Raw genomic sequence first — 26,533 nt, 5'->3', positions numbered from 1 at the left:
TCCAGGTGAGTGTCGAAGCTGCGGGCTGCGACCTCGCGGATCCGGTCGCCTAATGCGACGGCTCTCTGTGTACGAAACTATCTGAAACCGGAGCGCTTGCGGCACTGCCCTGGCCGACGTGATAGATGACGGTGTGGGTGCCCGCGTACTGGGTCTGGAAGACTGGCTCTTGGCAAAACCTGTCACGTGACTTGGGCGATGTCGGCCCGCCCAGCGATGGCTCGACGGCGGAAAGGCAGGTGCCAAGCAAGGTTGAGCGGTCCGTGTGGAAATTGGTGTTGCCGGCGCGGTAGTAGGTGGCGATGTAGTAATCCACGCGATACGCCTGGAAAATCCTGCGGAGAGACGTCTCATTCCGGATCAGGTTCAGGTAGTTGCGGTCCATCATCAGACCCTCAAGCTGCACGAATGGCTGATGGACGAGGTAGCCGACTGCACCGGCTCCATCTCCCATGGCGTAGGTGCCAGGATGCGTGTTCGCGAACCGCGATACATCTACGGCGCGGTCATAGAGCTCCGGCAGCTGGATGCGCCACGGGTCGAAGAACAACGGAACGAATAGAAGAACGCAAAGCGTGAAGGTCGATGGTGTACGTTGCAGAAGATTCCCGAGCGGTGGCCATGCGCAGAATACGGCGAAGCTGAAGATGATGGCGATGCGAAGCGGGTAAAGGTACCAAGCCCAGAGCGTCCAATCACTGCGGAGACTTACGGCGAGATAGTAGAGCCATGGAAAAACGAGCGTCGCGATGATCACGGAGCGCTGCAACGGTTCAAAGCGTTTCCACACAACGGGAAGCAGGCCGAGCGCGACGAAGACAGGGCAGGTGACCGCGAAGTAAGCGGGCTGATTTAGGTTGAGACCGGCCCATGTTTGTACGCTTGGATACAGGCCCGGTTTGAGCTGCTTCGCCATGCCGGAAATGGGCAGCGCCGTTCCGAACCACACACGATTGAGGATGACGTAAATCGTTATCGGCTGCATGCCGAGGAGCACGCCAAAGATGTTTGCCGGACGAATCTGTGTACGGAGTGAACGATGGGCGAGAATGCATGCGAACACGACGACAATGAGGATGAGCGCGTCCAGTCGTGAAAGCACGACGAGCGAGGCAAGCAGGCCAAGCACAGCGCTTCGTATGAAGCTGCGCGTCCACCAGCTCCAGCGGAGGACGACTGCAAGAAAGGCAAGCGCCAGGGGAATGGTAAGGGTGACCTCCATGCCGTTGTAGAAGATGCGCAGAGCATAAATGACGGCCCAGGAGGCGAACGCGGCGGCGGTGAGCAGGCGCACCTGCATGGATCGCAACACATGGATGGCAAGCAGCATGGTCGCAATAGACGCGAGCAGGATGAGCAACGCCTGAAGCAGAAGGATGCTGCGCGATGAGTGCGCGACATAGCTGAACACAACCCACAGCAACTCATACAGCGGGTGGTATCCGTTGGTTTTTGCAATGCCGCCGAAAGTCGAGCCGTGTCCGTCTGCTATGTTCTGAGCGACTTTGAGGTAGTAGAAGAAGTCGTCCTGCATGTACTTCATCCAGAACACCCCGGAGGACAAGGGGCGCAGCAGAAAGACAAGCAGGACAGTAAAGAAAAGGGCCAAGTAGGAGACCGTGATTGGGAGATCACGGTAGGAGCGTAGGGGTGCTGTTTGCTGCGCAATGAAAGGGCTCACCGGCATGTCACCTCAGTTGAGGAAAATCGCACCCAGATTGACCGAAGCAAACAATTTGAGGTGAGCCTGATATGTTGTTGCGCAGGGTCAGGCAGGAAGGTAGGTCTTCAGCGTTTGCCAAAGACTTCGCCCATGCGGCGGATTTGGGCGCCGACGCCGCGCAGCTTTTCTTCGATGCGCTCGTAGCCGCGGTCGATGTGGTAGACGCGATCAAGAATGGTTTCGCCGTCAGCAATTAAGGCGGCGAGGACGAGCGAGGCCGAGGCACGCAGATCGCTGCACATGACGGCGGCGGATTGCAGCGGCGTTTTGCCGCGCACGGTCGCGGTGCGGCCATCCACCTTGATGTTGGCGCCCATGCGGCTGAGTTCGCTGACGTGCATGAAGCGATTCTCGAATATGTTTTCCGTGACGACGGAGGTGCCTTCGCACTGGGTCGCGAGCGCCATGAACTGTGCCTGCATATCTGTGGGAAAGCCGGGGTACTCCACAGTTGCCATGTCCGCCGCCTTCAGCTTGCCTTCGCTGCGCACGCGGATGCTGTCTTTGCCCACATCAAGGCGAACGCCACACTCTTCGAGCTTCGCGATCACCGCGGCCAGGTGCTGCGGGTTGCAACAGTCCACGTTCAGGTCGCCGCCGCTGATCGCACCCGCCACCAGAAACGTTCCAGCCTCAATACGGTCCGGGTTGATGCGGTGCTTCACGCCGTGCAGCTTGCTGACGCCCTGCACGCGGATGGTGCTGCTGCCTGCACCCTGAATCTGTGCGCCCATTCCGGCGAGCATGGCCGCAAGGTCGGTCACCTCCGGTTCCTGCGCGCAGTTCTCCATCACGGTCTCGCCATCTGCAAGCACGGCGGCCATCAGCAGATCTTCGGTACCGGTGACGGTGATCTTGTCGAACAGGATGTGTGCACCCTTGAGCCGCTCGGTGCGGGCCTCAATGTATCCGTGCTCCTGGGTAATGTTCGCGCCCATGAGTTCCAGCCCCTTCAGGTGCAGGTCAATGGGCCGGCCACCGATGGCGCAGCCGCCCGGAACGGCGACGCGCGCCATACCGGTGCGCGCGACCAGCGGACCGAGCACCAGGGAAGAGGCACGCATGGTCTTGACGATCTCGTACTTGGCTTCCGGGTCGCTCAGCACGGCGCATTGGATCGTGGTGCGGTGTTGCGCGCGGCCGTATCCCAGCTCGCAGGTGGCGCCCATCGCCTCCAGCAGCTTGCGCTCCGTTTCGATGTCGCGGACCTGGGGAATGTTTTCGAGGATGACTTCATCTTCGGTAAGAATGGCCGCGGCCATGCAGGGAAGCGCAGAGTTTTTCGCGCCGGAAACCTTGATGGTGCCGAGGAGGGGATTGCCTCCGCGGACGACGAACTTGTCCATGTATTTGAGTGTAAGGCGAAGCTGAATTCCGCCGTGCACGAAGGTGCCAAGATGGGTGCTGCCACCTTTGTGCAACGAGGAGGGCCGCCGTTCGTGCCGGCGGCCCTGGTGAGACGGTGCCGCGAGACTACACGCCGGTGGGTGCGGGCGCGCCCTGCTGCTGTTGCATGTGGCGCTGCTTCCGCATGGCCTGCCACTGTTGCATCTGTTCTGGCGTGAGCACGACGGCTAGTTGCTGGTGAGTGTTGCGCTTCAGGTCGTGCATCTGCGCCTTGCGCTGATCGGGCGTAAGGGAAGTGTTCTGCTGGATCGTCAGCATCTGGTCGCGCCGCTGCGCGAGGATCGGCTCCACCTTCGCCGTCTGGTCCGCAGACAACCCAAGCCGTTTACCCAGGTGCATGGCCTGCTTGTGCGGATCATGATGCATGTGGCGGTGCTGTGTTGGCGCGGCGTCCTGCGCGGGCGCTTGAGCCATCGCCGAAGCGGCAGTGAGAGAACCAAGGATAAGCGCAGCGGAAAACAAAACGTGTTTCATGTGAGTACTCCTGTGCCGGCGTTTCTACGCCGCGTTCTGCAAGTACAAACACGAGTTGTTGTAGAACGTTGCGCTTCTGTGTGCGTTTTGAAGTCTCTGCGATCAGCCTGGTCAGAAGCGATTTTGCTGGCCACCCAAGAAGGCATGCCTCAGCCCGGTATGCATCTGGAGCCACGGCCGCCACCATATGGTGAAACAGTCCTGGAACGCGTTCCGCGCCCGATCGAGCGGAGCACGTCGGATTACAGTTCCAGGCGGGAATCCTCAATCGCCAGACGCACATTGCCATCGGCCTTCTGCAGCCGGCGAAGCGCTTCCATCTTGTCCACGTTTGCCTTCAGCATCACAGCGGCCAGCGGGATCGATTTTCCGGAAGACTTGATGGTGCGAATCGCGGTTTCACGGTCGACGCCGGTAAGGCGCATCAGCACATTGATGCCGCGCTCCACCAGCTTTTGATTCTTCATGTGTACGTTGACCATCAGGTTGTCATACACATAGCCCAGCCGCGTCATGGCGCCGGTGGTGATCATGTTCGTGATCATCTTCTGCGCTGAGGAGGCTTTCAGTCGTGTCGAACCGCTGATGACCTCGGGTCCAACTTCCGCAGTCACGGTGATGTCGGCAACCTCAGCCAACGCCGAGTCTCGATTACAGACGATCGCCGCTGTCTTCGCACCGCGCGCCTTGGCATACTCGACCGCGCCGACGACATAGGGCGTGCGGCCCGAGGCGGAGATGCCAATGATCACGTCTTTGCGGGTGGGCCGACGTTTCGCGATATCGCGATGGCCCATCTCCGGGGAATCTTCGTTCACGTCCGCCGCGCTTGCCAGCGCCTTGGGGCCGCCGCACATGATGTACTGCACCTGCGATGGCGCGGTTGAAAACGTTGCAGGACACTCCGAGGAGTCGAGCGCCGCGATGCGGCCGGACGAGCCGGCGCCTACGTAGATCAGGCGTCCGCCGTCGCGCAAACTGCGCGCCACCAGATCGATGACCCTGGCGACTTCAGGGAGAGCTTTTTTTACGGCGTTCGCAACCTTTGCGTCCTCTGCGTTGATGATTCGCGCAATGTCGATCGCCGACTTCGTATCGAGGCCCTCAGAAGCCTCGTTCGTCCGCTCGGTGGCGAGACCCGGCATATGCGCCGAATCAACGGGCTTCTGACCGTTCGTCGCGTTCACATTTGCCTCTGATTCCATAATTGTCGCGGGCATTAAGATCTCCGTCTCTGGCCATCCTTATTCTATTGCAACGGACGTACGATGCCATCTGAACGCAGCACGTTACTTGTTCAAGAGTACGCTGTTGGGGATGGACAAACGTCTGTATAGATGAGAGCGTACGAGTGCGAGCGAGCATTGCAACAGGAAGATCAACCGGTCAGTACATCACCCGCACGGCGCGACAGCAGCCACAACGAGTGGGCGCGCGACGTCGTCATCGCGGTGATCGCATCACTGTTGATCATCCTGTTTCTCTACCAACCGGTGCGGGTCGAAGGCACAAGCATGGTGCCGATGCTGCAGGATCAGGACCGCCTGTTTATCAGCAAAATTGCGTACCGGGTTGGCGAGATCCACCGCGGCGACGTGGTGGTCTTTCAGTACCCGCGTGACCTTTCCAAAAGCTACATCAAACGTGTGATCGGCTTACCCGGGGATCGCGTGGCGATTCAGCACGGAACCGTTTTTATTAACGGCGCAGCCCTCACGGAACCTTATGTGCCGCCCCGGTATGCCGATGAGCGCTCCGAACCAGAAGCGGAAATCCCGCAGGGTGAGTACTTTTTGATGGGCGACCATCGCTCTATTTCATTCGATAGCCGTGAGTTCGGTCCGGTGGCAAGGCCTTTGATTTATGGCAAGGCAGAGTTCGTCTATTGGCCTTTCCGTGAAGCAGGCGTGGTGCATTAAGAGTGACGCAACATCTGCTGGGACGGCAACGTCTGAGGCGCAGGCCGGAGTTTGGCCCGGGCGTGAACGCGTGAAGAATTTGTTCCAAATGGATGTGGGGACTCTGCTCATGGTTGTGGGCCTGAGTGAGACCGCCGATGCGTTCGCGAACGCCGATGATTTATGCGAGCTTAGGTTGTTCATAACAGTCACGTCGCCGGGCCGAGCACATGATCGAGGAAGATCGTCACTGTACGGCCGAGCCACCCCTCAAGCTTCAGGTTGGGCGCAAGCCGTGCAAGGATCAACCTATACACCATCAGCCAATCCAGCGGGCTAGCCCGCTGCTGCCTCCCAGATACCGTTGTAGCGGATTTGTCGATACGCCCTATGCTGCCGGTATTGGGGTCAGGAGTTTTGCGTTTTAGGTGGGTTCGCTTCCGGAGAAGTATGCGGTATTCCATGCCGGTGCCGACGGTGTTCTAAAGGCTAGGAAGCTGGCACACTTTTGCGTCGCGGTTCTGAAACGGGCAGGGGAGTGTGGTGGCTGAAGATGTGGGCAGGATGATCCAGGTCACGCCGAATGGGGTCAGGCGTTCAAGGCGCTGAGAGTCCGTTTGCCCATTCAGATCACGGGTGGCGGCGACGCCAGCTTGCCATGAGGGCGTAAGTGCGGGCAGAACGGCGGCGATGCCGGCGTCCTTGACCTGATCCGGGAGTGCGGAGCGGAGAGCAATGGCGCGGAAGCCGTGGCTGTCCTCTTCGGGCTGATTGATGTAGCTGGCGTCCAACGCGAAAAGAGCGCTGGGTGAAGTGTTCGTGCGACACCAGGCGAAGGCCGCCTCCCAGGGGTTCACGGGTGTGGCGCCGGGCCATTCCAGATGTGGTGTGTGCGGATAAAGCGAGCGCTGCATAGCGAGGACGGAGCCGGCCGCGACGGCCAGCGTGGTGAGTGCGAGAAGTCTTCGTGAGGCCGTTCGAAGGGAAGCTTGCAGGAGGGCACCACTGGCTACAAGGAACGCGAGGAATACGAGGTGCAGGCTGCGCAGGGGTTGCAGACGGGCGACGGTCAGCGACGGAGCGGTCTCGCGAGCGAAGGATAAGGCGATCGCGGCGGCGATGCCCGTCGTCGCGACGGATGCTAAAGCGAGGCGACTAAGAGCGCTGTGGGGCATGCGGCGGAACCGGCCTGAGAAGGCGACGAGGAGCATGCAGGGTGCGACTGCGCCTATCCACTCATACCAATGCCATTGTGCGGGGAACCAGTACGTGCGGGTGTGTGCGACGACGTATGCGCCGGCCGATTCTGTGGGCGAGGCAGCATTCAGCAATATTGCGGCGAAGAAGGGAAGCGCCAGTAAGGCGAGCGTCCAACGGCGTGGTTGCCGGGTCGAGAGCGCGGCGGTGAGCAGAAGAGATAGAGCGCCCCAAAGCGCCATGAGTGGGTGCATGGCAGCTGCGGCTATCCAGCAGAGGGCACAGGCTGACCAGCGTTGCCGCAGTGCGAAGCTGAGTGCGAAGAGAAGCAGCGGGGTAGTCAAAGTACGCGCGCTGCTGTAGGGGTCTACCGCGTACAGTGCCGTGCCGGCAACGGGCAGACCGGCGCCGACCGCGACCGTGAGTGTGGCAAGCCATGGGCGATGCTCGCCGGGAAAGCAGGTGCGTGCCAGATGCGCGGCGGCAGCCAAAAGCGCAGCGATGCCCGCAGCGTAGAGCGAAAAGAGAACGGTCGCCAAAGGGAGGTGCAGTGTTCGCGTGAGCGTGGACACCGCAGGAACGAAAAGGGCAAAGCGGGTATGAGCGGTGACCCAGGCGTGATCGTGCGGGAAGAGCGCTGGGTTCAATCGTGCTTCCACGGCCGCGGCATAGATGCCGCCGTCTTCGGCGAAGGGGTGGTAACCGAGCAGCACGATGGCGAGCACGGTCACCAGGACGATCCACACGGCGTGGAGCGCCCACTGCCGAGGGTGCGCGGTGCGGGTGATTGATTGCGGTGCGCCCTGGGTTGTCACTGCGGTGTGGTGGGCCATGCAGGAGGTGTGTTTAGTATTACGCCTGGAGCAGGGGGCCGGGTGTCTGCGCGGCGGGGCGTGCCTGACGGAGAGCCTCGCGTCGTATCATGCAAGAGGATGCAAGCGGGGCTTTCGAAGACAGACATGACAGGCCCGGGCAATCCGCACGGCGGCGACGCAGGTGAGAAGTCGGCTCCCGCGCCGAAGAAGGGCAAGCGGGAGCTGTGGAAGCTGATTCCCGGCTTTGCGATCTCCGCGTTCTTTCTGTGGCGCACGATCAAGAGCATTCACTACGACGACCTGCGATCGCTGCACGTGGTGCAGCCGGTGTGGATCGGGGTGATGATCGCTTTTCTGCTGGGCAGCTATACGCTTCGTATTTATCGCTGGTGGTTCATGCTGCGGCGGAGCGGCGCGGCGGGCTTTGGTGTGTGTTCGCGCGTGTTGCTGACGAGTTTTGCCGCGAATAACGTGTTGCCATTTCGCATTGGCGATTTTCTGCGGGTATTTACCTATGCGGGGGACTTGAATGCTTCGTCTTCCACGATTCTGAGCACGGTGATCCTGGAGCGTTTGCTGGATATTTTCACGCTCCTGGCGTTCCTGGTTGCGCTGCTGCTGGGTGCAGCGCATGCGCTGCCGCCGGTGGTCGTGCGTGGGCACGAGCTGAATGTGTTGCACTTTGCGGAGCCGGTGCTGGTGCTGTGTGCTGTGGGCTTGATTCTGCTGCTGTTTGGGGCACCGCTGTTGCAGCGAGTGGTGGAATCGGTGGTGCGGCGTCTGCCGGCTGGGGCGCGTACGGAAAAGCTACAGCGCTGGGCACTGCTGCTGTTTGACGCGGTGCTGAAGCTGAGCTTTGCGGGGCGGGTGTTGTTGCTGGTGTCAAGCATTGCCATCTGGCTGTGCGAAGGCATGATCTTTGTCTCGCTGTCGCGCATGCTGGCGATTGCGGTGCTGCCACGCGGGCCTTGGCTGGCGGTTGCGCTGAGCAATCTGGGGTTCCTGATTCCGTCGTCGCCGGGCGCAATTGGTGTGTATGAGAGTTTCTGCAAGGCCGCGATGACCAGCCAGGGCGCGGCGCCGGGCATCTCAGGCATTTACGGCATTTTGGTGCACGTGGTGGTGTTTTTCAGCGTGACGATCGCGGGTGGTGTTGCGTTTCTGGCGCATCGGATGGCACGCGGCGCAGCGTCGCGCCCGTTGCGCGCCGACCTGGCTGACTTGCCCGTGGAGATGCCGGCCGACTTGCCGCCGGGTATTTCGAGTTAGGAAAAGCGTCGTCGCACACCGTGAAGAAAAGCGGATCCCTTCGCTTCGCTACGGGATGACAGACGGTGGGCTACGGGATTGAGTAAAAGATAGGCGCGATTTGCGTGCCTGAGGGTTGGGTGTATGTATCGCAAGCTGCAACAAGCCGTGCTCGAGCGCATTCGTGAGGTGCTGCGGGAGCGCTATGACGTAACGCTGGAACGCATTGCGGCGGAACAGCCGCCGACGGTGGCGCTGGGCGAGATTGCACTGCCGGTCGCGTTTGAATTGGCAAAGCGGCTGCGCAAGGCGCCGCGGGTGATTGCGCCGGAACTGGCGGATTCGCTTGCTGGGGTGGAGGGCGTGGCGTCTGTTGACGTTGCGGGCGCGGGATATCTGAACGTGCGGTTGGATCGTGCGGCGATGGTGCGTGCCGTTGCGGCGGATGAGCACTCGTTTGTGGGTGGAACGGGCTTCCGCCTCTTGGAGCATACGAGCATCAACCCGAACAAGGCTGCGCACGTAGGACACCTGCGCAATGCCATTCTGGGCGATACGTTTGCGCGCATGCTGCGGCCGGATGCGTACAAACCGGGCTGGCAGACGGGTGTGCAGAACTACATCGACAACACGGGCGTGCAGGTAGCCGATGTGGTGGTCGGGTTGCAGCGGTTGCAGGGCAAGGACCTGCAGGGTGTGCATGAACTGCTGCTTGACCTGGCGGTGCGTGGTGAGCGCGTGGACTACTACCTGTGGGACCTGTACGCGCGTGTGTCGCAGTGGTACGACGCGGATGCGGGACAAAAGGAGGCGCGCCGGGCGTTGCGGCTGGCGACGCTGCATGCGCTGGAGCACGGCGAGGGTGAGACAGTGCAGATGGCGGACCTGATGGCCACGGCGGTGTTGTCGCGGCACCTGGAAACGATGGAGCGGCTCGGCATCGCGTACGACTTCTTGCCGCGCGAGAGCGAAATTCTGCACCTGCACTTCTGGGAGCGGGCGCGGCAGATCATGGTGGAGCGCGGTGTGCTGTACCAGGAGACCGCGGGCAAGAACGCCGGCTGCTGGGTCATGCGGCGGCCCGGTGCAGAGGCGCTGGTGGAAGGTGAGCCCGACGCGGATGCCAAGGTGATTGTGCGGTCGAACGGGACGGTCACGTATGTGGGCAAGGACATTGCGTACCACCTTTGGAAGTTCGGGCTGCTGGGGAAGGACTTCGGCTATCGCGTGTTTCGCGAATACCCGGAGCGGACCTGCTGGGTGTCCGCGATGGTTGGCGAGGAGCCGCACCCGAGCTTCGGGCATGCGGATGCGATTTATAACTTCATCGACTCGCGGCAGAACGATCCGCAGGCGAATGTGACGGAGGCGCTGCGTGGAATGGGCTTTACCGATGCGGCCGACCGCTACAGGCATGTGAACTATGCGATGGTGGCGCTGACGCCACGTTGCGCGGAGGACCTGGGCTACACGCTGAGCGACGAGGACCGGGCCAAGCCATTCCTGGAAGTGAGCGGCCGTAAGGGTTTCGGTGTGAAGGCGGACGATTTGCTGGACCGGCTGATTTCGGCGGCGAAGGCGGAGGTGGATGCGCGTCATCCGGAAACGCCCGAAGCGGAGCGGTTGGAGAGCGCGACCGCGATTGCGGTGGGGGCGCTGCGGTATTTCATGCTGAAGTACACGCGGAATACGGTGATCGCGTTCGACTTCCGCGACGCGCTCTCGTTTGAGGGCGAGACCGGGCCCTATGTGCAGTATGCGGCGGTGCGCGCGGCTAATATCTTGCGGAAGGCGGGTGTGTCGGCGGAGTCGGCGCTGGCGGCGGTTGCGGCGGCGCCTCTTGAGGACTTGCTGCGCGGCGAAGATGAAGTGTGGGCGTTTTGGCTGCTTTTGTCGCGCGTGACAGTTACGCTGGAGCAGGCGATCGTTGCGGCGGAGCCGGCGATGCTGGCGCGGTACTCGTTTCAGATCGCGCAGGAGTTCTCAAACTTTTACCACCGCAACCACGTGATGAACGAAGCCGACCCGGATCGCAAAGCACTATTGCTGGCGACGGTTGCGGTGGCGCAGCGGGAGTTGGCGCGGGTGCTGGGGTGGCTCGGCATTGCGGTGCCGCTGGAGATGTAATTCGCTGTGCTAGCTGCGCTAAATGTAAGCCGATGCGCTATGGGAACATGGGGTCAAGGTTGAGGGTACGGCGGATGGTTGCGATCAGTTCGCCCGGCAAGAGCGGCTTTGTGATGGTGCCGTTGATGCGCAGGTCCCGGATCTGCTCCATGCTGTTGTAGTCCGCCGTGTTCACGAAGAGCAGGATCGGCGTTGCGTCACCGCGGAGGTTCAGTTCGCGGATGAACTCGGGTCCGGCCATGACCGGCATCTGCTTGTCGCACAAGATGAGATCGAAGCTTTCCTGCTCAAGCGTGTCGAGTGCATCGCGGCCGTGGGGCGAACTTTGAGCATATGCGCCGGCAAATTGCAGTACCAGGCAAAAAGTCGAGGCAAGAACAGGCTCGTCGTCGACGATCAGGATGCGGAGGCCGAGCAGAGCGTCCCTGTCCAGCATGTGGGGGTTTGTCATGCTGAGGACCTTTCGAACGAGCGCACCCACTCTGTGATGGAGCGTACGGCGACGCCGGACGGACCCCTGGCGATGTACGGGCGTACGTCATCGATCCAGGCCTGGCCTGCGATGTCCAGGTGGACCCAAGGCGTGCCGGCGGCGAACTCCTTCAGGAACATGGCGGCGGTGATGGCGCCGCCCCAGCGGTCCACGCCGGTGTTCTGGATGTCGGCGATCTGGCTCTTGATCTGGTCGTGGTAGTCGTCGGTGCAGGGAAGCCGCCAGAACGACTCGCCGGTCTGCTGCGCGGCAGAGGTGAAGCGGCTGCAGGCGTCCTCGTCGTTGCTGAAGAGGCCGGCGTTGAGTTTGCCGAGAGCGACCACGCAAGCGCCGGTCAGGGTGGCGGCGTCAATCAGGTGGGTGGCGCCCAGCGTGCGGGCGTAGTGCAGACCGTCGGCGAGCACCATGCGGCCCTCGGCATCAGTGTTCATGACTTCGATGGTGGTTCCGCTCATGGCGGTAACGACGTCCCCGGGGCGGTACGCCGTGCCGCTGGGCATGTTCTCGGCGGAGCAGATAAGGCAAAGGACGCGCACGGACGGCTTCAGTAGAGCGATGGCCCGCATGGCGCCAAGCATGGCAGCGGCACCAGCCATGTCGTACTTCATTTTTTCCATGCCGTCGGCGGGTTTGATGGAGATGCCGCCGGTGTCGAAGGTGATGCCCTTGCCGACCAGAGCGAGTACCGGGGCACCGGATGGGGGTGTTTGCGCGGGCTGATAGTGAAGCTCGACGAGTGCAGGCGGCTCCGCCGATCCCTGCGCGACGGCGAGGAACGCGTTCATCTTGTGCTCGCGGAGAAACTCGGTGCTGTGTACCTGGCAGGCGAGGCCGACTTCCGCGGCCATGGCGCAGGCGCGGCGACCGAGTTCAGTTGGGGTGAGGATATTGCCGGGCTCGATGACGAGCGAGCGGGCGAAGTTCTGCGATTCGGCGATCACCAAACCCTGATCGAAGGCTGACTGAAGTTCCTGTGTACTGGACGTGGTGTTGGGGGCAAGCAGGGTGACGTCCGCGACGGAGCGGTCCTTGCGGTCGGACTTATACAGGTCAGAGTCGAAATCCGCGAGGATGGCACCTTCGATTACGGCGCGAACGGTGTCAGCGGTGGCGACGGCCGACTCAGGCGTGAGGATCGCGAGGGAGCGGAGGCCTTTATCTTTGGCAAAGCGAATTGCGGTGCCGGCGGCCTGGCGAAGTTTCGCGGCGGTTAGTTCGAGGGCCGGACCTGCACCGACGAGCAGCAGCCGTTCCGCAGCGAGGCCGTTGGGGTTGTGCAGCAGGAGCGTGTCGCCCGCCGAAGCATTAAACTCGCCGTTGGCGAGAACGCGGGACGCTGCTTCGACGAGCCTGGCGTCACGGGTCAGCAGGGCTGGCACGGAGGAGTTTTTCGATCCAGGAGGTGCTGTGTCGACCGCGAGGACCGAGAGCAGCGGCGTGCCAAGAGATGTTGGATCGGCAGAGGAGAGCTTTGGCGTCATGCTTTGTTCAGGCTACAGGAATCGAGCGGTCGCTTTGAAGCTGGCGAGCACGCAGAACAACCCCATTCGAGATCGCTCTGCTGTGAGAGATGACAGAGCGGTTCGAAGAGTTGGACCGATTGATCCTAGCGGCGCTGCCCGCGTGCAACGGCGGCCTTGGCTTCGCGATCGGCCTCGCGGCGGCGTTCGGTTTCGCGCTTGTCCCAGTCCTGCTTGCCTTTGGCGAGAGCGAGTTCGCATTTCACCTTGCCGTGACGAAAGTACAGGCGAGTGGCGATCAGGGTGAGGCCCTTTTCGCGCGTGCGTGCTGCGAGTTTGCGAAGCTCTTCCTTGTGCAGCAGCAGCTTGCGGGTGCGCGTGGCTTCGTGGTTGTCGAGATTGCCGTGTGAGAACGGGCCGATGTGGGCGTTCAGCAGGAAGCACTCGCCGTCCTTGATCAGGCCGTAGCTGTCCTTCAAGTTTGCTTTGCCCTCGCGGATGCTTTTGACCTCTGTGCCGCGTAGCGCAACGCCGGCTTCGAAGCGGTCCATCAAAAAATAATTGTGGCTGGCAGCCCGGTTTACAGCGGCATCGCGGTCGCCCACGGCGACGGGATCGCGCGGCTTCACCTTTTTCGACGGCAGGGACTGCGTCGGCATGGTCACGGGGTGCGGCATGGTTTTCTGATGCTACCAGCGGCGCTGCCGCTTCCGGTACGCGCGAGCCATGTACCTTCCGCGCGGTCCGCCGTCCAACGAGACACGGATGGTATTCTTTTCAGGCATTCCAGGCTACGTTTCGGATTCTGTTCGCCGCGGTAAGGCGGCGCGATTCGTTTGTGCAAACCTGGTGCGCCGCAGAGAGGCAACGAGGTTGATTTCCGCAGGTTCGCGCCGCCCGATGTGGCCGTTTCGCTTTTCACTGGGTGAGAGCTCCATTGTGTGGGGCGGAGTTAGCCGGACCAACATGCGTCTGGGGCTTGGTTTGGCATTGGCGGCGACACTGGCGACGGGCGCCGTGATGCTGCCGGCGAACGCGCACGGGCAGTCCGCGAAGAGCTGGGCCAAGCGGGGCGCCGATGCCGAAGTCCACGAAGATTACGACGCCGCGTTTGAAGCGTACCGGCAGGCGCTGCTGCAGAAGCCGCAGGATCTGACGTACAAGACAAAGTTTGAGCGGGTGCGCTTTGCCGCTGCGGCGGCGCACGTGGACCGCGGCCGCGTTCTGCGGCAGAGTGGCGACCTGAACGGCGCGTTGACGGAGTTCCAGCGAGCCCTTGCTATCGACGGCGGGAACCAGACGGCGCAGCAGGAGATTCTTGCGGTGGAGCGCGAGATGAGTAACGCACCCGGCGCCGCGTTGCTGCAGCAGGCCCCGATTGGACCGTCAGCTGCAGCCTCGACGATCGCGGGGCCGCTGCAATTGAAGCCGGTGGACAATGTTCCGGTCACGCTGCACGCGGTGGAGGACACGAAGACGCTGTACCAGGCGATCGGGAAGAGCGCCGGCCTGAATGTGATTTTCGACCCGGACTACACCTCGCGACGGATCCCGCTGGACCTGGTCAATGTTTCGTTGTACGACGCCCTGCGTATTTTGGGCACTCTGAGTGGAACGTTCTGGAAGCCGGTCACCACGAACACGATTTTTGTCGCGGCAAACACGCCGACGAAACGGCTGGAACTGGACACGGTGGCGGTGCAGACGTTTTACATCTCGAATGCCGCAACACCGGCAGACCAGAATGAACTGCTGACGGCGTTGCGCAACGTGCTGGATCCGCAGACAAAGATTTTTCTGGTGCCGAGTCAGAACGCCATCGTGATGCGTTCCACGCCGGACCAGCTGCTGCTGGTGGAAAGCCTGCTGAACAATCTGGACCGTCCGCGCAGCGAGGTTGTGGTGGATGTAGCCGTGCTGGAGGTGAACCGAACCCGCACGCGCAACCTGGGCATTACGTTGCCGCAAAGCGTGCAGCTTGGAACGCAGTTGAACAACGGCTCCTCCGCGCTGAACAGCAGTTCGGCAACAAACCCAACAACAGGTAACACAGCCGGAACCGGTACGACCACCACGTCGACGAATCCAACGCTGAATGATCTGTCGAACTTTACGGCATCGAACATTGCGGTGCAGATTGGGACGGCGGCGGTGAATGCGTTGCTGACGGACAGCGATACACGCATTCTGCAGAATCCGCGCGTGCGCGCGACCGATGGCCAGAAGGCGACGCTGAAGATTGGCTCACGCGTTCCGATTGCGACCGGATCGTTCTCAAATGGCCTGGGTGCCGGAGCACTTGGCGGCATCGGAGCGGTCAATACGCAGTTTCAGTACCAGGACATTGGTGTGAACATCGAGATGACGCCAGTCGTTCATCTGGACCGTGAGATCACACTGAAGATGCGTATGGAGATTTCAAACGAGAGCGGGCAGGTAAACATTTCGGGTGTCAACCAGCCTATTTTCGGCCAGCGCGCGGTGGAACAGACGATTCAGTTGAAGGAAGGTGAACCGAGTATCCTTGCCGGCCTGCTGACCAAGGACGAAGAACGGTCCGTGGCGGGAACGCCGGGGATTGGGAACATTCCGATCCTGAACAAGGTGCTGGGCAGCAACACGAAGATGAACACGGACGACGAGATCGTCTTTTTGCTGATTCCGCACATTGTACGCGAGCCGCTGGTAACGCGCCTGAACACGCGTGCGATCGATTCCGGCACCAGCAATCATTTCGAGTTGCGCCATGACGATGCCCTGACGACCGCATTGCCCGCGGACAACAGCGCCTTGGTGACCACGGGCGCGTTTCAGCAAAAGCGAATTAACCCGACGGGAATGACTGCGGCGCAGGCCGCCAGCAAGATGATCGGGCAGGTTGGCAACGAACAGGCGCAGGGCGCCGCGCAGGCTGCGGCGGACACGCAGATGAATCAGCAGACAGCGACGCCGGGGGCGGTGCAGCAGGCGGCTGGCAGTCCAGTGGGTGCGCAAGCTACAGGTCTGGCGCCGGTGCGATTCGGCATTGTGCCGGGGAATGCGACGCAAACGGTCGGAAGCACCTTTCAGGTGTCGATCAATGCGGCCGACGCGAAGGATTTGTACGCCGCGCCGATGCAGTTGCAGTTCGATCCCAAGGTGCTGTCGCTGGTCAATGTGGACTCAGGAGAGCTGCTGGGGCGCGACGGCCAGGCGGTGTCGGTCGTCCACCGCGACGAAGGCAACGGCAAGGTGACCGTGGCGGTGTCGCGGCCGCCGTCGGTGCGCGGCGTGGATGGCGCGGGCAGTGTCGCGGTGTTGACCTTTAAAGCGGTTGCGGCGGGCGACGCGACGCTGTCGCTGGTGCAGGTCGGTGCGAAGAACAGCGCGCAGACAAATGTGCCTGCGGTGGGCTCGCAGTCGGTCGTCCACGTCAAATAGGTATGCGCGTCTCCCGTGAGTCCGCAATGCGAGACAACGGCGAAGCCGGCATGACGCTGGTGGAGCTGATCGTCGTAGTCAGCATCATCGCGCTGCTGGCGACGGCCGCTGTTCCAGTGGCGCGCTGGCAGATTAAGCGGCAGAAGGAACGGGAGCTGCGCGCCGATCTTTGGATGATGCGCGACGCGATCGACCATTACAAGGACGCGGCCGACCGGGGCGCTTTTCAGACCAAGGTTGATTCGTTCAACTACCCACCGGACATGGACACGCTGGTGAATGGCGTGGATGTGAAGGACAAAAAGGTGCGATTTCTGCGCGAGATCCCGGTCGACCCGATGACGAAGACGAACGAGTGGCAGCTGCGGTCGATGCAGGACGATGCGGACACGACGAGCTGGGGCGGCCAGAACGTATTCGACGTGCACAGCAAGAGCGACGCCACCGCGCTGGATGGGACGAAGTACTCCACATGGTAAGGGTGGCTGAGGTCGGAACGGGTGTGCGAGCGAAGCGGAAAGACGCGGGTGAGCAGGGCTTTACTCTGGTAGAGCTGATCGTGGTGATGATCATCATTGCGACGCTGGCCGCGATGGCGGTGCCGGCATACTCCCATCACATTCGCGTGGCGAAGGAGTCGGTGCTGCGCGAAGACCTGGCGACCATGCGCCAGGCGATCGACAGCTACACAGTTGACAAACAGAAGGCACCGCAGTCGAAGGAAGACCTGGTGAGTTCGGGTTATCTGAAGTTTATTCCGAAAGATCCGATTACTGGTTCGTCCCAGACCTGGACCTTCGATCACAGCGACACTTACAGCAGTGTGGACGAGACGGATACCGGCATCAACAACGTACACTCGGGTGCGGGTGGCGGGGCTACCGACGGGTCATCCTACAACACGTGGTAGCCGGCTTTCTGCCACTCAAAAGCTGATTAAAGCGTCAGGATGCCACTGGTTTGGCGTTCACGCCGGATGGCTTCGCATGCCGGGTCAGCGCGTGCTGCAGCACTGTTTCCAGCGCGGGTTTGACGCGGTCGTACTCGGATTGCGTGATTTTACCGGTGAGTCGCTCTGACTCCAGCGTGAACAACTCGTCGCGAAGCACCTGCATGAGCATGGCACCGGGTTCGGGGGACGGCGGTGCCGCGGCGGAGACCACCGAATCGACAGGAGCGGCCGCGGACTGTTGCGGGCGGGATAGCAGAAAACCTGCGCCACCGGCCAGCAGCAGCGCCAGGCCGCCGACGATCCACCACTTGTATTTGGTGAGCGGGTCAGGGCTGCCGATGGGCGCGCCGAGCCCACCGCCGGGGCGGTTGTCGCTGGTGTTGGCTCCCGGATCGGCGTTGGTGTTAGCACCCGTTGCCGGTGTGCCGGTCGGTGGACCGTTCCCCTGATCCTGTTGGGAGGCGTCCTGCGGGTTCGTCGTGGGACGCGGCAGCTGGCCGGCCCCACTGACGGTGAAAGCAGGGGTCTTGCCCTGGGCTACGCCCCGAGCCACATAGGTTTGCGCGTCCATCTCTTCCGCAACGGAGTTGAAGGGCGAGGCGGAACCGGCGTCGAACTTCATGGCCTTGGGCATCATGACGACAAGATTGTCGGTGGCCATGGTTGCCAGCGGCGCGAACTGCAGTGAGCCGTTGTAAGGCAGCTTATACGAGATCTGAAAGCGCGTCTGGCCGCCGGGGCGAATGGGGAAGATGAAGGCGTAGTGGCCTTTTTCCGGCAAGGGAACCGGTGGCGATTGCACCGTCATGCCGCCGGTGCCCTGGGCTGCTGCACCCTCTACGATGGCTCCGTCGGGCAACGTGAATTCGAAGGAACGGTCGCTGAACTGCGTACGCGGCGGCGTGGACTCGTTCTTGAGAAAAAAGTTTTCGACGACTTTGAGACTCTTGCCGTCAGCCTCGGTCTGCAGGCGGATCACGTTGGCATCGAGAGAGACGCCGGGGACCTTGGCGGCGGCGTTGAAGACGTCAATGTCGAGGGACTGCGTTCCCGGAGGCGCCGGCTTGAAGTAATTCGCCTTATCATGAGTGACGCGGACGAGGTGAATGCCGTCGTCCGGCACGTCAAGCTCGAAGTGGCCGCGCGCATCGGTTTTTGTGCGGGTCGCCTCCTGCATGCCTTGCGCGAGGCGGATGAGCACGACATCGTCGCCAGCGGCGGCTTTGTGCGTGGTCTGGTTGGTGACGGTGCCGGTGATAGAGGCGGCGGCAAATGCTGAAGTGGTGACGCAAAAGAGAAGTAGGAAAAAGAAGAGACGTTTCACTCGGGCCTGGTCCAATTTTCGATGCGGAGGTTGGGGACGCGACGGAACTCGTCCTCATTGTTGGTGACGAGTGTGCAATTCAGCGCCAGCGCGTGTGCGGCGATCCATAAATCGTTCGCGCCAATGATTTGGCCGATGCCCTCGAAATGGGCTCGTACGACGGCATATGTTGCTGCAACCTCTGCAGACAAGGCGACAGTTCGGACATACGGAAAAAGGCGGCTAAGCTGGATGTCGATTTGCGCTTGATCGCGACCTTTATGTCTCGCGATCAGGAGTTCTCCGGCCGTGACGACGCTAATTGCGAGGTCTTGAGGATTCTTCTGCAGAATGCGCTGCGTGACGGGTTTGCGCTGACGCATCGCGAGAATGCACGTGTCAGTGTCTAACAGATATTTCACAGGTTGGGGAGCCGGATGGGTGCCGGCGGAGGATCGTCGGGCAACTCGATTCCAGCGTCCTCTTCCGGACCCAGTAGAAGCTTTGCCCACTCTTCTTTGCTGATGAGCTTCGGCGTATGCACGAACAACCCATGCGTCGCATCACCGGTGACATCCACCGTGTCAGCACGCAATCCGAGCACTTCGGGCAACAGCAAAGCAAGTCCATGCTCCGTCTCTATCACTTCAGCGGTCACGTCAACACCTCCTTTCCAGTTTATGGCACGGATACTGTGATTCAGGAGAACTGCCCGCCTTGGAGCGTGTCCATCTCGCGGAGGATGTCGGCGGCTTCGCGCTCGAGCATGTCGCGTTGGGTGGCGTAGTCCTGCTCGGGATATTTGCCGGCGCGGAACTCGAAGCTGAGATCGCGGAGGTTGTTCATTACGGCTTCGCGACGCTCTTCGAGGAAGTCGAGGCGGGTGCGGGCACGCTGGATGAAAGGGTTCTCTTCGGGCCAGAAGACGTATGCGAAGAGCGCAAGGAGGAGCACGGCGGAGGCGATCAGGCCCATCGGCTAAAACTCCGTTTCGCGGCGGATACGATCGCGCAGTGCGTCGTGATCGCCCATGGCCGGGACGGTGACAGGGATGCCGTCGGACGTGATGAGGTGGCGTCCGCGCCACTTGCGAATGAGTAGAGCGGTGCCGCCGATGGCCAGGGCGAAGACAACGAAAGGGACGATCCAGGCGGCATTGTCGAAGCCACCGCGGATGGGCGCGGCGAGCACGGTCGGGCCGTATTTTGCGGCAAAGGCGTTCAGGATACTGGTGTCGTTCGAGCCGGAGCCGAGTTGCGTGCGCAGTTCGTCGATCATGCCGCTGGAGTTGGGGCAGCCGACGTGGTTGCACTCCAGCAGGATCTCGTTACAGCCGCAGGTGCAAATCATCTTGTGGCCGAGCTCGTTGAAGCGCGAGCCGGCATTGCTGGCACCGGTGGTGACGAGCGCGGCGAGAAAGAGTGTGAGCAGCAGGGCGAGGCGACGCATCGGCTTAGGCGAAGCTTTCAGCATCAGTCGGCTCCTACGGTCTGCAATTCGGGCTCGGCGGGAACGGGAACCGGGCTGCGGCTGAAAGCAGGCTTGAACTGTGGCGCCAGGCTGAGGAACGTGCCGGCGATGACAATGCCGACGCCGATCCAGATCCAGGAGACGAGCGGGTTGAGGAAGACTTTGATGATGGGGCGGCTCGTCTCCGGGTTGCGGCCTTCGAAGACGACGTAAAGATCGCGCAGCGGCGTGGAGTGAATGGCGACGATGGTGCTGGTTGTCTGGCTGGCGGTGTAGAAGCGCCTTTCGGGCGCCATCTGCGTCAGCTTCTTTGGGCCGTCGTAGACGTCAAGCAGGGCGAAGTCGGTGTCGTAGTTCGGGTTGGAGTCTTGCGTGTAGCTTTGGCAGACGAGCTTGTAGTTGCCGATCTGAATCGAATCACCAAAGCCCATTTCCATTTCATGGGACTGGTTGAAGGCTGCGCCAGCCAGGCCGATGAAGAGCGCCACGATGCCGAAGTGCACAAGATAACCGCCGTAACGGCGATTGTTACGGCGCGTGAGCAGCCATGCGGATGAGGCGAAGTTGCGTCCGGTTTGTGTGCGTACAACACCGACGCCGCGCAGGAACTCGGTCAGGATCGCGACGGTGACGCCGGCACCGATCGAAAAGCAGACAAGTGCGTAAATAGATCCCTGCTGGTCGGCATCGGCCATGCGCCAGGGGTGGATACCGCAGGCGACGAGGATGATCGCGCTGCCGACGGTGGCGATGCAGGGTAGGACGAAGTTGCGGCGGATGGAGCGCAGCGAGGTGGCGCGCCATGCCAATAGCGGTCCGACGCCGGTGAGCAACAGCAGGAACAGGCCGATGGGCACGGCGACCTTGTTAAAGAAAGGTGCGCCCATGGTGACCTTGGAGCCTTGTACAAACTCGCTCAGCACGGGAAAGAGTGTGCCGAAGAGCACGGTGAAGCAGGCGACCAAAAGCACGAGGTTGTTAAAGAGGAATGAGCTTTCGCGGGAGACGATCGATTCCAGCTTGTGCTCGGTGACCAGATGCGAACGCTGCCGGAAGAAGGTGAAGAGGCATACCGCCGCGGTGATGCACAGGAACCAGGTGAACCACTGGCTGATGGAACTTTGCGCAAAGGCGTGCACGCTGGAGACGAGGCCCCCACGTGTCAGGTCGGTGCCGAGCACCGTGAGCAGGAACGTGATGAAGATGAGCCACACGTTCCACTGCTTCATCATGCCGCGCTTTTCCTGCATCATGACGGAGTGCAGGAAGGCGGTCGCTGTAAGCCACGGCAGGAACGAGGCGTTCTCAACCGGATCCCAACCCCAGTAGCCACCCCAGCCCAGCACGGCATAAGCCCAGTGCATGCCCAGCGAGATGCCGACGGTGAGGAAGAGCCAGGTGACGAGCGTCCAGCGGCGGGTGATGCGGATCCACTTCTCGCCGGGGTAGCGCATCATAAGCGCGCCCAGAGCGAAGGCAAATGGCACGGAAAAGCCTACGTAACCCAGGTAGAGCATGGGCGGATGGATGACCATCTCTGGGTATTGCAGGAGTGGATTCAGACCGTTGCCGTCGGCTCGCGGTGCGCCTTGGAACAGGGCGAACGGCGGCGCGGGGATGACGAGAAGGAGCAGGAAGAAGACCTGCACTGCGGAAAGAATGGTCGAGGCGTAGGCGTAGAGGCGGACATCCTCGCGGTGGCGGAGGCGCAGCACGAATCCGTAGCCGGTGAGCAGCCATGACCACAGGAGGAGCGAGCCCTCCTGGCCGCTCCACAGGGCGCTGAATTTGTATGCCGGATGCAGGGCACGGTTGGTGTGTTGCAGGATGTACGCGACGGAAAAGTCGTTAGTGAAGGCGGCCCACACCAGGGCGAAGGCTGCACCGGATACGGCAATAAAACTTGCGATGCCCGCCCGACGTGCGGTTTCCGCCAGGCGTTCCGGCGCGATGCGCCCCACGATGCCGCGCGCCATCTGGAATAACGCGAGGGAACCGGCAAAAAGTGTGTACGCCGAGAGCACCAGCGCCAGCAGCAGTGCAAAGCTTCCGAACTGGGGCATGGGGTGCATGTACATGCTGATTGTCGCAGGGTGCAACACGCGCAGCAACGCGAAAGGGCGCTATTCGCGCCTGTCATTCGAGTTCGATACTTTAGTAGGAGTATTTTGTAAAACCTGCGATGGACTTGCCGCGAGCGCTATAAAGCGCCACCGTGCAGCATGCGATCGACTGAGGCGAGCAGGTTGTCAGGCATCAACGGCTTCAGCCGAAAGCTGACGTTCAGGTCGCGGTACTCGTCCTCTGCCTCTTCCATGCCGCTGATGACGAGAACCGGAATCTCTTTGTGTTTTGTGCGAAGCTCGCGCACGAACTCGGCACCGTTCATGCCGGGCATTACGTGGTCCGTGATGACGACATCGATGGGAGAAGGAAAGTCGTTTGCCTGAAACTGTTCGAGCGCACGCTGTGGGTTGAGCACAGGAATGACAAAGTAACCAGCGCGTTTCAGGATGGTTTGCCGGGTGGCGGCCTGAATCGCGTTGTCGTCAATCAGCAAGACGGTAAAAGGCATGCGTGGGTCGGCACCTTCGTTGGGAGTTTGACGTGTGATGCAGGCAACTTCTAAAGTGCCGCTCGCCGGGACAACCCTGTTGCGGCATTACGCACAATGTGTTGTCGCGACATCACGCCGAAGTGGCAGACGCCAGTGCGTCGTCTCGATGAGAGAATCGGGCTATGAAGCGCCGCGTCATCGAGCACTATGAGCTGGTCCGCAAGCTGGGTGCGGGCGGCAGCGGTGTTGTGTACCTGTCGAACGACACCATGCTGCAGCGGCCGGTCGTACTGAAGCTGCTGACGCGCGGCAACTTGAGTCCGGACCAGATGCGCGCCACGTTTCTGCGTGAGGCGCGTCTTGCTTCCGCCATCGAGCACCCGAACGTGTGCGCCATTTACGACGTGGGCGAGGTTGGTGACGAAGCATTCATCGTGATGCAGTATGTGCCGGGCAAGCCGCTGGACCGGCTGATTGAAGAAGGCCCGGCGAATGTGGAGCTTGTGTTGTCTGCGGGCATTCAGATTGCGGATGGTCTGGCTGCGGCGCACTCGCTCGGCATTTTCCATCGCGACCTGAAGCCGGCGAATGTGATCCTGACGGACGGTGGGCTGATCAAGATTCTGGACTTTGGGCTGGCGCGCCGTATCGGCCTGGATGAGGCGGAGTTTGACCCGGCGAAGCCGCTGAATCGCATGCCTGCACCGGGCGCAACGTATACCGCACGTGGCGGCACGATCGCGTACATGGCACCGGAGCAGTTCGTAACCGGGCAGTCGTCTGTGCAGAGCGACATTTTCGCACTGGGCGTCGTTTTATATGAGTTGGTGACCGGACGGCATCCGTTTCACCGGCCCGACCTGCCGGATTTTCAGAGCATCCGTGCCATTCAATTCGCGGATCCGCCGTCGCTGCCAGACATTGTGCCCGGCATTTCAAATGAGCTGGAAAGCGTGATCCTGCGGTGCCTGGAAAAGCAGCCGTCGGCTCGGTTCGCTTCGGCGTCGGATGTGCGGGAAGCGCTGAAAACAATTTTGAAAGCTTCGCAGTTGGACGGCATGATGATTCCGGGCGACACGCTGGCGAGTATGCCCACGCAGGAACGGCTGTCGCTGGACTCGCCGGAGGAAGAGAAGCGCACGACCGGTCTGCTGAGCATGTTAGCTGAGCGCTTTCGCGAAAGTGGCGGCAACGAAAAGCGCAACACGATCGTGGTGCTGCCGTTTCTGAACCTTGGACCTACGGATTCGGTGCAGCTGTACGGATATGCGTTGGCGGATGCGATTGCGACACGGCTGGCGCGGGTGCAGTCGCTGGTGGTCCGTCCCTCGAATGCGCTGATGAGCCTGGCGTACCGGCAGATGGATCCGCTTACCATCGGGCGCAAGCTGCTGGTGCAGTATGTGGTGTCCGGCAACTTTATGAGGCGCGACACGGGCTTCGACCTGAACTGGCAGATGCTCGACGTGCCCGCGGGCGCGGTGCGCGCGGGCGGCTCAGTGAACGTGGAGAGTTTTGACCTGGTCGCAGTGCAGCGTGAGATCACGGAAGAGATCTTCAGCACGCTACAGGGCAGCTACAGCATTCACCCACCGGAGCAGCCGCAAGTGCATCCGCTGTCGGAGGCGTTGTCAGAGGACTACCTGCAGGCGAGCGCGCTGCTGAGCTCGTTCATGTCTCGGACGGGGGCTCGTGAAGACCTGGATCGCGCGCGGCAGATCTTTGAGCAAGTGACACAACGCAGCAAGGATTACGCGCCTGCCTGGACAGGCCTCGGCATCACGCACGTGCAGTACACGAGGCATGGGCTTGGCGGGCAAATGCACCTGATCGAGGCGAGGCGCGCCTTTGACAAGGCGCTTGCGATCGATCCGGGCTCTGTCGATGCAAACCTGTATCGCGTGTACATGCTGTTGTCGCGGGGCGAAAAGGAAAGCGCGCGTCACGGCATTGAGCATTTGCTGCAAACGGCGGGGAACGATTGGAACGTCCACCAGGTAGCCGGGCAGACGCTGCGGCTGGACGGTCTGTACGATGAAGCGCTGGAACAATTCAATATGGCGCTGCGGTTGAACCCATCGAACGCGGCGGTGGTCTATAACCACCGCGCACGCGTGTACCAATACCAGAATCAATTGGAACTGGCCGCCGATGAAATCGAGAAGGGCCTGACGCTCGAGCCGAAGCAGCCGCTGCTGCGCATCAGCGAGGGCTACCAGTACATGCGGACTGGGGAGCTCGAGCGTGCGATCCAGGTGCTGGAGGCTGTCACGCGCGAGGACGACTCACTGCGTATCGTCTTTCCGACGATTGCCATGTGCTACACGCAGCTTGGCAATCGAGAAAAGGCTGCGAGCTACATCGTCGATGAAACGCTGGCTGCCGCCGAGGCCGATAGCGAGATGGCATACCGGCTTGCCACGTATTTCGCGGTGGAGGGCGATGAAAGCGAAGCGCTTCACTGGTTACGCCGCGCCATTTACCTGGGGAATGAGAACTACCCCTGGTTCAGCCGCAATTCGCTTTGGAACCGGCTGAAGGGCAACGGCGATTTCGAACGCATCCTGGACGATCTGAAGAAGAACTGGCGGCGCAATACGAAGACATGGAAGCGCCTGCTCAGCGGTTTGCGGTAGCGAGCAGGCGTCTCGGGAAACAGTGCGGATGGCGAAGCGTTAGCTGACCGGTACAAACGCCTGCGGCTCTGGCGCGGCGGGTGTTGCCGGGGAGTTCGCAGCGGGTATGGCAGGTGGCGTTGCGATCGGGCGCGCGGAGTAATCCGGTTCGCGGACGAGCGGCTGGATCGAGAGCGGAGCATCGAGCGCCAGCACAAGGATGGTGTCGGGCGGCAGTTCCGTCTGGCGATCCGCCTTCAACCACATGACCGTTCCGACGCCCGCGCCGATGCCTGCGCCCACGAGCGCGCCGGGTACACCAGCGATCAAACCGCCCGCTGCCGCTGTGCTGCCCGTTGCAAGGGAGAACTCGGCCAACGTCTGCTTCGCGTGATCTTTGCGGACGATGTTGCCTTCACCGTCGATCCGAATGTCTGCAAACTTGTCTGTGTCGATGACAGAGGCGTGGACGGGCATGCGCGAGCCGTCCGGCAGGATGATGGTCTGCGCCTGCAAGTGAATGAGCGCGGGACCGTGCAGCCGGCGTCCGCCGCGTACGTCGGTGACGTGCCCTTCCAGCGTGGCGCCGGCGGGAACCACGACGCGCCCCTCGTGAACAACCGGTTCGGTGATCTGCGCACGGAATGGCGTGCCTGGCTGCGTGGTCGCCGTGTGGATGGAGGTTTCGAGACGCGCGCGTAGCGTGGTTCCGGCTGCCACCGCGTTGGGATTGATGTAGGTATCGTCGCCCACGATGCGGGCGTCCGGATCGAACTTGGCGAGGTCGCGATGCTGCAGCGTTACAGCCGGGGAATCGTCGTATGCCGCCGCTGTCGTGCCTGTAGCGGGAATCGCGGGCGAGCTGGAATTCCGAATGGCTGGTACAACCAGAACCGGGGCGCTAACCACGGGGACTGCAGGCGTCGCCGAAGCGGGTGCGGCGTCCTCGACCGCTGTTTCTGGAGGATGGGACACGCCGGTTTGCTGCGCGAGCATGGGGGTAGCGACGAGCAATACGGCGGCGAGGGGGAGCTTGGACAAAGGAGGAGCCTCCAGCGGCGGAGATAGCGCCAGCGTTTCGTCAGGTTAGACCCCGGCGCGTTCGTTTGGGTGCGGTTTTGGCGGGCGGCATCACGGACGTCAATAGCCTGCCGCGTGAGCGCGATTGGCAAAGCGTGGCAGCAGTTCGGGTTACGCCCGCCTGCTAGAATCACGCTACGCCAAATGCCGTCGGCACTGGCCGACCCGCTGCATGGCTAACTTTGTGCAATCCATTCTTGGCGCCGGTGGTGGCGCGATCGCCGTGGACCTCCGGCCCAAACTGAACGACCGCCTTGCGCATCGTGTGATCCACGGCAGCGCCATGGCAGAAGG

At 61.6% G+C, this 26,533-nt stretch carries 23 protein-coding genes; 7 read left to right on the top strand and 16 right to left on the bottom strand.

The annotated features are described in order from the left end of the window. Positions 1–49 precede the first annotated feature (49 nt). From ACOFKT_RS08435 to murQ, 4 genes are all read right to left on the bottom strand, one after another. Positions 50–1,687 carry a hypothetical protein gene (locus tag ACOFKT_RS08435; protein WP_419806954.1) on the bottom strand — a complete coding sequence of 546 codons (1,638 nt, stop codon included), beginning with the start codon at positions 1,685–1,687 and terminating at the stop codon, positions 50–52. Between the two features lie 101 nt (positions 1,688–1,788). Next, complete coding sequence (murA, locus tag ACOFKT_RS08430; protein WP_419806953.1) at positions 1,789–3,069, bottom strand: UDP-N-acetylglucosamine 1-carboxyvinyltransferase; 1,281 nt, start codon at positions 3,067–3,069, stop codon at positions 1,789–1,791. Between the two features lie 127 nt (positions 3,070–3,196). After that, complete coding sequence (locus ACOFKT_RS08425; RefSeq protein ID WP_419806952.1) at positions 3,197–3,604, bottom strand: hypothetical protein; 408 nt, start codon at positions 3,602–3,604, stop codon at positions 3,197–3,199. Between the two features lie 242 nt (positions 3,605–3,846). After that, complete coding sequence (gene murQ / locus ACOFKT_RS08420) at positions 3,847–4,824, bottom strand: N-acetylmuramic acid 6-phosphate etherase (protein ID WP_419806951.1); 978 nt, start codon at positions 4,822–4,824, stop codon at positions 3,847–3,849. A gap of 144 nt (positions 4,825–4,968) precedes the next feature. Between murQ and lepB the strand changes: the two genes are divergently transcribed. Continuing rightward, positions 4,969–5,523 (top strand): signal peptidase I, encoded by a 555-nt coding sequence (gene lepB / locus ACOFKT_RS08415; protein ID WP_419806950.1) that lies wholly within the window; start codon positions 4,969–4,971, stop codon positions 5,521–5,523. 461 nt (positions 5,524–5,984) lie between these two features. Here the strand turns inward: lepB and ACOFKT_RS08410 are convergent, their stop codons facing one another. Beyond that, on the bottom strand, positions 5,985–7,514 hold the full coding sequence (locus tag ACOFKT_RS08410; RefSeq protein WP_419806949.1) for a hypothetical protein: 1,530 nt from the start codon (positions 7,512–7,514) through the stop codon (positions 5,985–5,987). A 144-nt stretch (positions 7,515–7,658) separates the two neighbouring features. Here ACOFKT_RS08410 and ACOFKT_RS08405 point away from each other — a divergent pair, with 144 nt between their 5' ends. After that, on the top strand, positions 7,659–8,783 hold the full coding sequence (locus ACOFKT_RS08405; protein ID WP_419806948.1) for a lysylphosphatidylglycerol synthase transmembrane domain-containing protein: 1,125 nt from the start codon (positions 7,659–7,661) through the stop codon (positions 8,781–8,783). 123 nt (positions 8,784–8,906) lie between these two features. Beyond that, positions 8,907–10,889 carry an arginine--tRNA ligase gene (locus ACOFKT_RS08400; protein WP_419806947.1) on the top strand — a complete coding sequence of 661 codons (1,983 nt, stop codon included), beginning with the start codon at positions 8,907–8,909 and terminating at the stop codon, positions 10,887–10,889. Between the two features lie 37 nt (positions 10,890–10,926). Here the strand turns inward: ACOFKT_RS08400 and ACOFKT_RS08395 are convergent, their stop codons facing one another. The 3 genes from ACOFKT_RS08395 to smpB form a co-directional block, all read right to left on the bottom strand. Continuing rightward, the gene (locus tag ACOFKT_RS08395; protein ID WP_419806946.1) at positions 10,927–11,340 is read right to left on the bottom strand and encodes a response regulator; all 414 of its coding nucleotides are present in this window, start codon (positions 11,338–11,340) and stop codon (positions 10,927–10,929) included. Next, positions 11,337–12,863, bottom strand: coding sequence for a leucyl aminopeptidase (locus ACOFKT_RS08390; protein WP_419806945.1), 1,527 nt, complete (start codon positions 12,861–12,863; stop codon positions 11,337–11,339). The genes ACOFKT_RS08395 and ACOFKT_RS08390 overlap by 4 nt, the downstream gene beginning before the upstream one ends. A gap of 125 nt (positions 12,864–12,988) precedes the next feature. Further along, a complete protein-coding gene (gene smpB, locus ACOFKT_RS08385) occupies positions 12,989–13,519 on the bottom strand; it encodes an SsrA-binding protein SmpB (RefSeq protein ID WP_419806944.1) in 531 nt (176 codons plus the stop codon). 223 nt (positions 13,520–13,742) lie between these two features. On the opposite strand from smpB, the gene ACOFKT_RS08380 reads away from it, so the two are divergent. The 3 genes from ACOFKT_RS08380 to ACOFKT_RS08370 are packed head-to-tail and all read left to right on the top strand — an operon-like array spanning position 13,743 to position 17,172. Next, entirely contained in the window at positions 13,743–16,262 is a 2,520-nt protein-coding gene (locus ACOFKT_RS08380; RefSeq protein ID WP_419806943.1) for a cohesin domain-containing protein, read from the top strand. A gap of 2 nt (positions 16,263–16,264) precedes the next feature. Then, positions 16,265–16,741: a type II secretion system protein gene (locus ACOFKT_RS08375; RefSeq protein WP_419806942.1), complete on the top strand. Its 477-nt coding sequence runs from the start codon at positions 16,265–16,267 to the stop codon at positions 16,739–16,741. 23 nt (positions 16,742–16,764) lie between these two features. Next, positions 16,765–17,172, top strand: coding sequence for a type II secretion system protein (locus ACOFKT_RS08370; RefSeq protein WP_419806941.1), 408 nt, complete (start codon positions 16,765–16,767; stop codon positions 17,170–17,172). Between the two features lie 34 nt (positions 17,173–17,206). Here ACOFKT_RS08370 and ACOFKT_RS08365 read toward each other — a convergent pair whose 3' ends face one another. The 7 genes from ACOFKT_RS08365 to ACOFKT_RS08335 form a co-directional block, all read right to left on the bottom strand. Further along, positions 17,207–18,538: a carboxypeptidase regulatory-like domain-containing protein gene (locus tag ACOFKT_RS08365; protein ID WP_419806940.1), complete on the bottom strand. Its 1,332-nt coding sequence runs from the start codon at positions 18,536–18,538 to the stop codon at positions 17,207–17,209. Continuing rightward, positions 18,535–18,939, bottom strand: coding sequence for a PIN domain-containing protein (locus ACOFKT_RS08360; protein ID WP_419806939.1), 405 nt, complete (start codon positions 18,937–18,939; stop codon positions 18,535–18,537). The genes ACOFKT_RS08365 and ACOFKT_RS08360 overlap by 4 nt, the downstream gene beginning before the upstream one ends. Continuing rightward, positions 18,936–19,175, bottom strand: coding sequence for a hypothetical protein (locus ACOFKT_RS08355; RefSeq protein WP_419806938.1), 240 nt, complete (start codon positions 19,173–19,175; stop codon positions 18,936–18,938). The genes ACOFKT_RS08360 and ACOFKT_RS08355 overlap by 4 nt, the downstream gene beginning before the upstream one ends. 41 nt (positions 19,176–19,216) lie before the next feature. Beyond that, complete coding sequence (locus tag ACOFKT_RS08350) at positions 19,217–19,492, bottom strand: hypothetical protein (protein ID WP_419806937.1); 276 nt, start codon at positions 19,490–19,492, stop codon at positions 19,217–19,219. Between the two features lie 3 nt (positions 19,493–19,495). Continuing rightward, positions 19,496–19,990, bottom strand: a complete 495-nt coding sequence (locus tag ACOFKT_RS08345; protein ID WP_419806936.1) for a cytochrome c-type biogenesis protein CcmH — start codon at positions 19,988–19,990, stop codon at positions 19,496–19,498. Then, positions 19,990–22,050 carry a heme lyase CcmF/NrfE family subunit gene (locus tag ACOFKT_RS08340; RefSeq protein WP_419806935.1) on the bottom strand — a complete coding sequence of 687 codons (2,061 nt, stop codon included), beginning with the start codon at positions 22,048–22,050 and terminating at the stop codon, positions 19,990–19,992. The genes ACOFKT_RS08345 and ACOFKT_RS08340 overlap by 1 nt, the downstream gene beginning before the upstream one ends. A 137-nt stretch (positions 22,051–22,187) precedes the next feature. Next, positions 22,188–22,562 carry a response regulator gene (locus tag ACOFKT_RS08335; protein ID WP_419806934.1) on the bottom strand — a complete coding sequence of 125 codons (375 nt, stop codon included), beginning with the start codon at positions 22,560–22,562 and terminating at the stop codon, positions 22,188–22,190. A 164-nt stretch (positions 22,563–22,726) separates the two neighbouring features. Here ACOFKT_RS08335 and ACOFKT_RS08330 point away from each other — a divergent pair, with 164 nt between their 5' ends. Then, on the top strand, positions 22,727–25,180 hold the full coding sequence (locus tag ACOFKT_RS08330; RefSeq protein ID WP_419806933.1) for a protein kinase domain-containing protein: 2,454 nt from the start codon (positions 22,727–22,729) through the stop codon (positions 25,178–25,180). Positions 25,181–25,219: 39 nt separating this feature from the next. Here ACOFKT_RS08330 and ACOFKT_RS08325 read toward each other — a convergent pair whose 3' ends face one another. Continuing rightward, positions 25,220–26,200: a hypothetical protein gene (locus ACOFKT_RS08325; protein ID WP_419806932.1), complete on the bottom strand. Its 981-nt coding sequence runs from the start codon at positions 26,198–26,200 to the stop codon at positions 25,220–25,222. Positions 26,201–26,533: the final 333 nt, after the last annotated feature.

This window comes from Terriglobus sp. (assembly GCF_965201105.1).
Classification (GTDB): Bacteria; Acidobacteriota; Terriglobia; order Terriglobales; family Acidobacteriaceae; genus Terriglobus.
The sequence above is the reverse complement of the archived record's forward strand: the minus strand, read 5'-3'. Positions and strand labels throughout refer to the sequence as shown.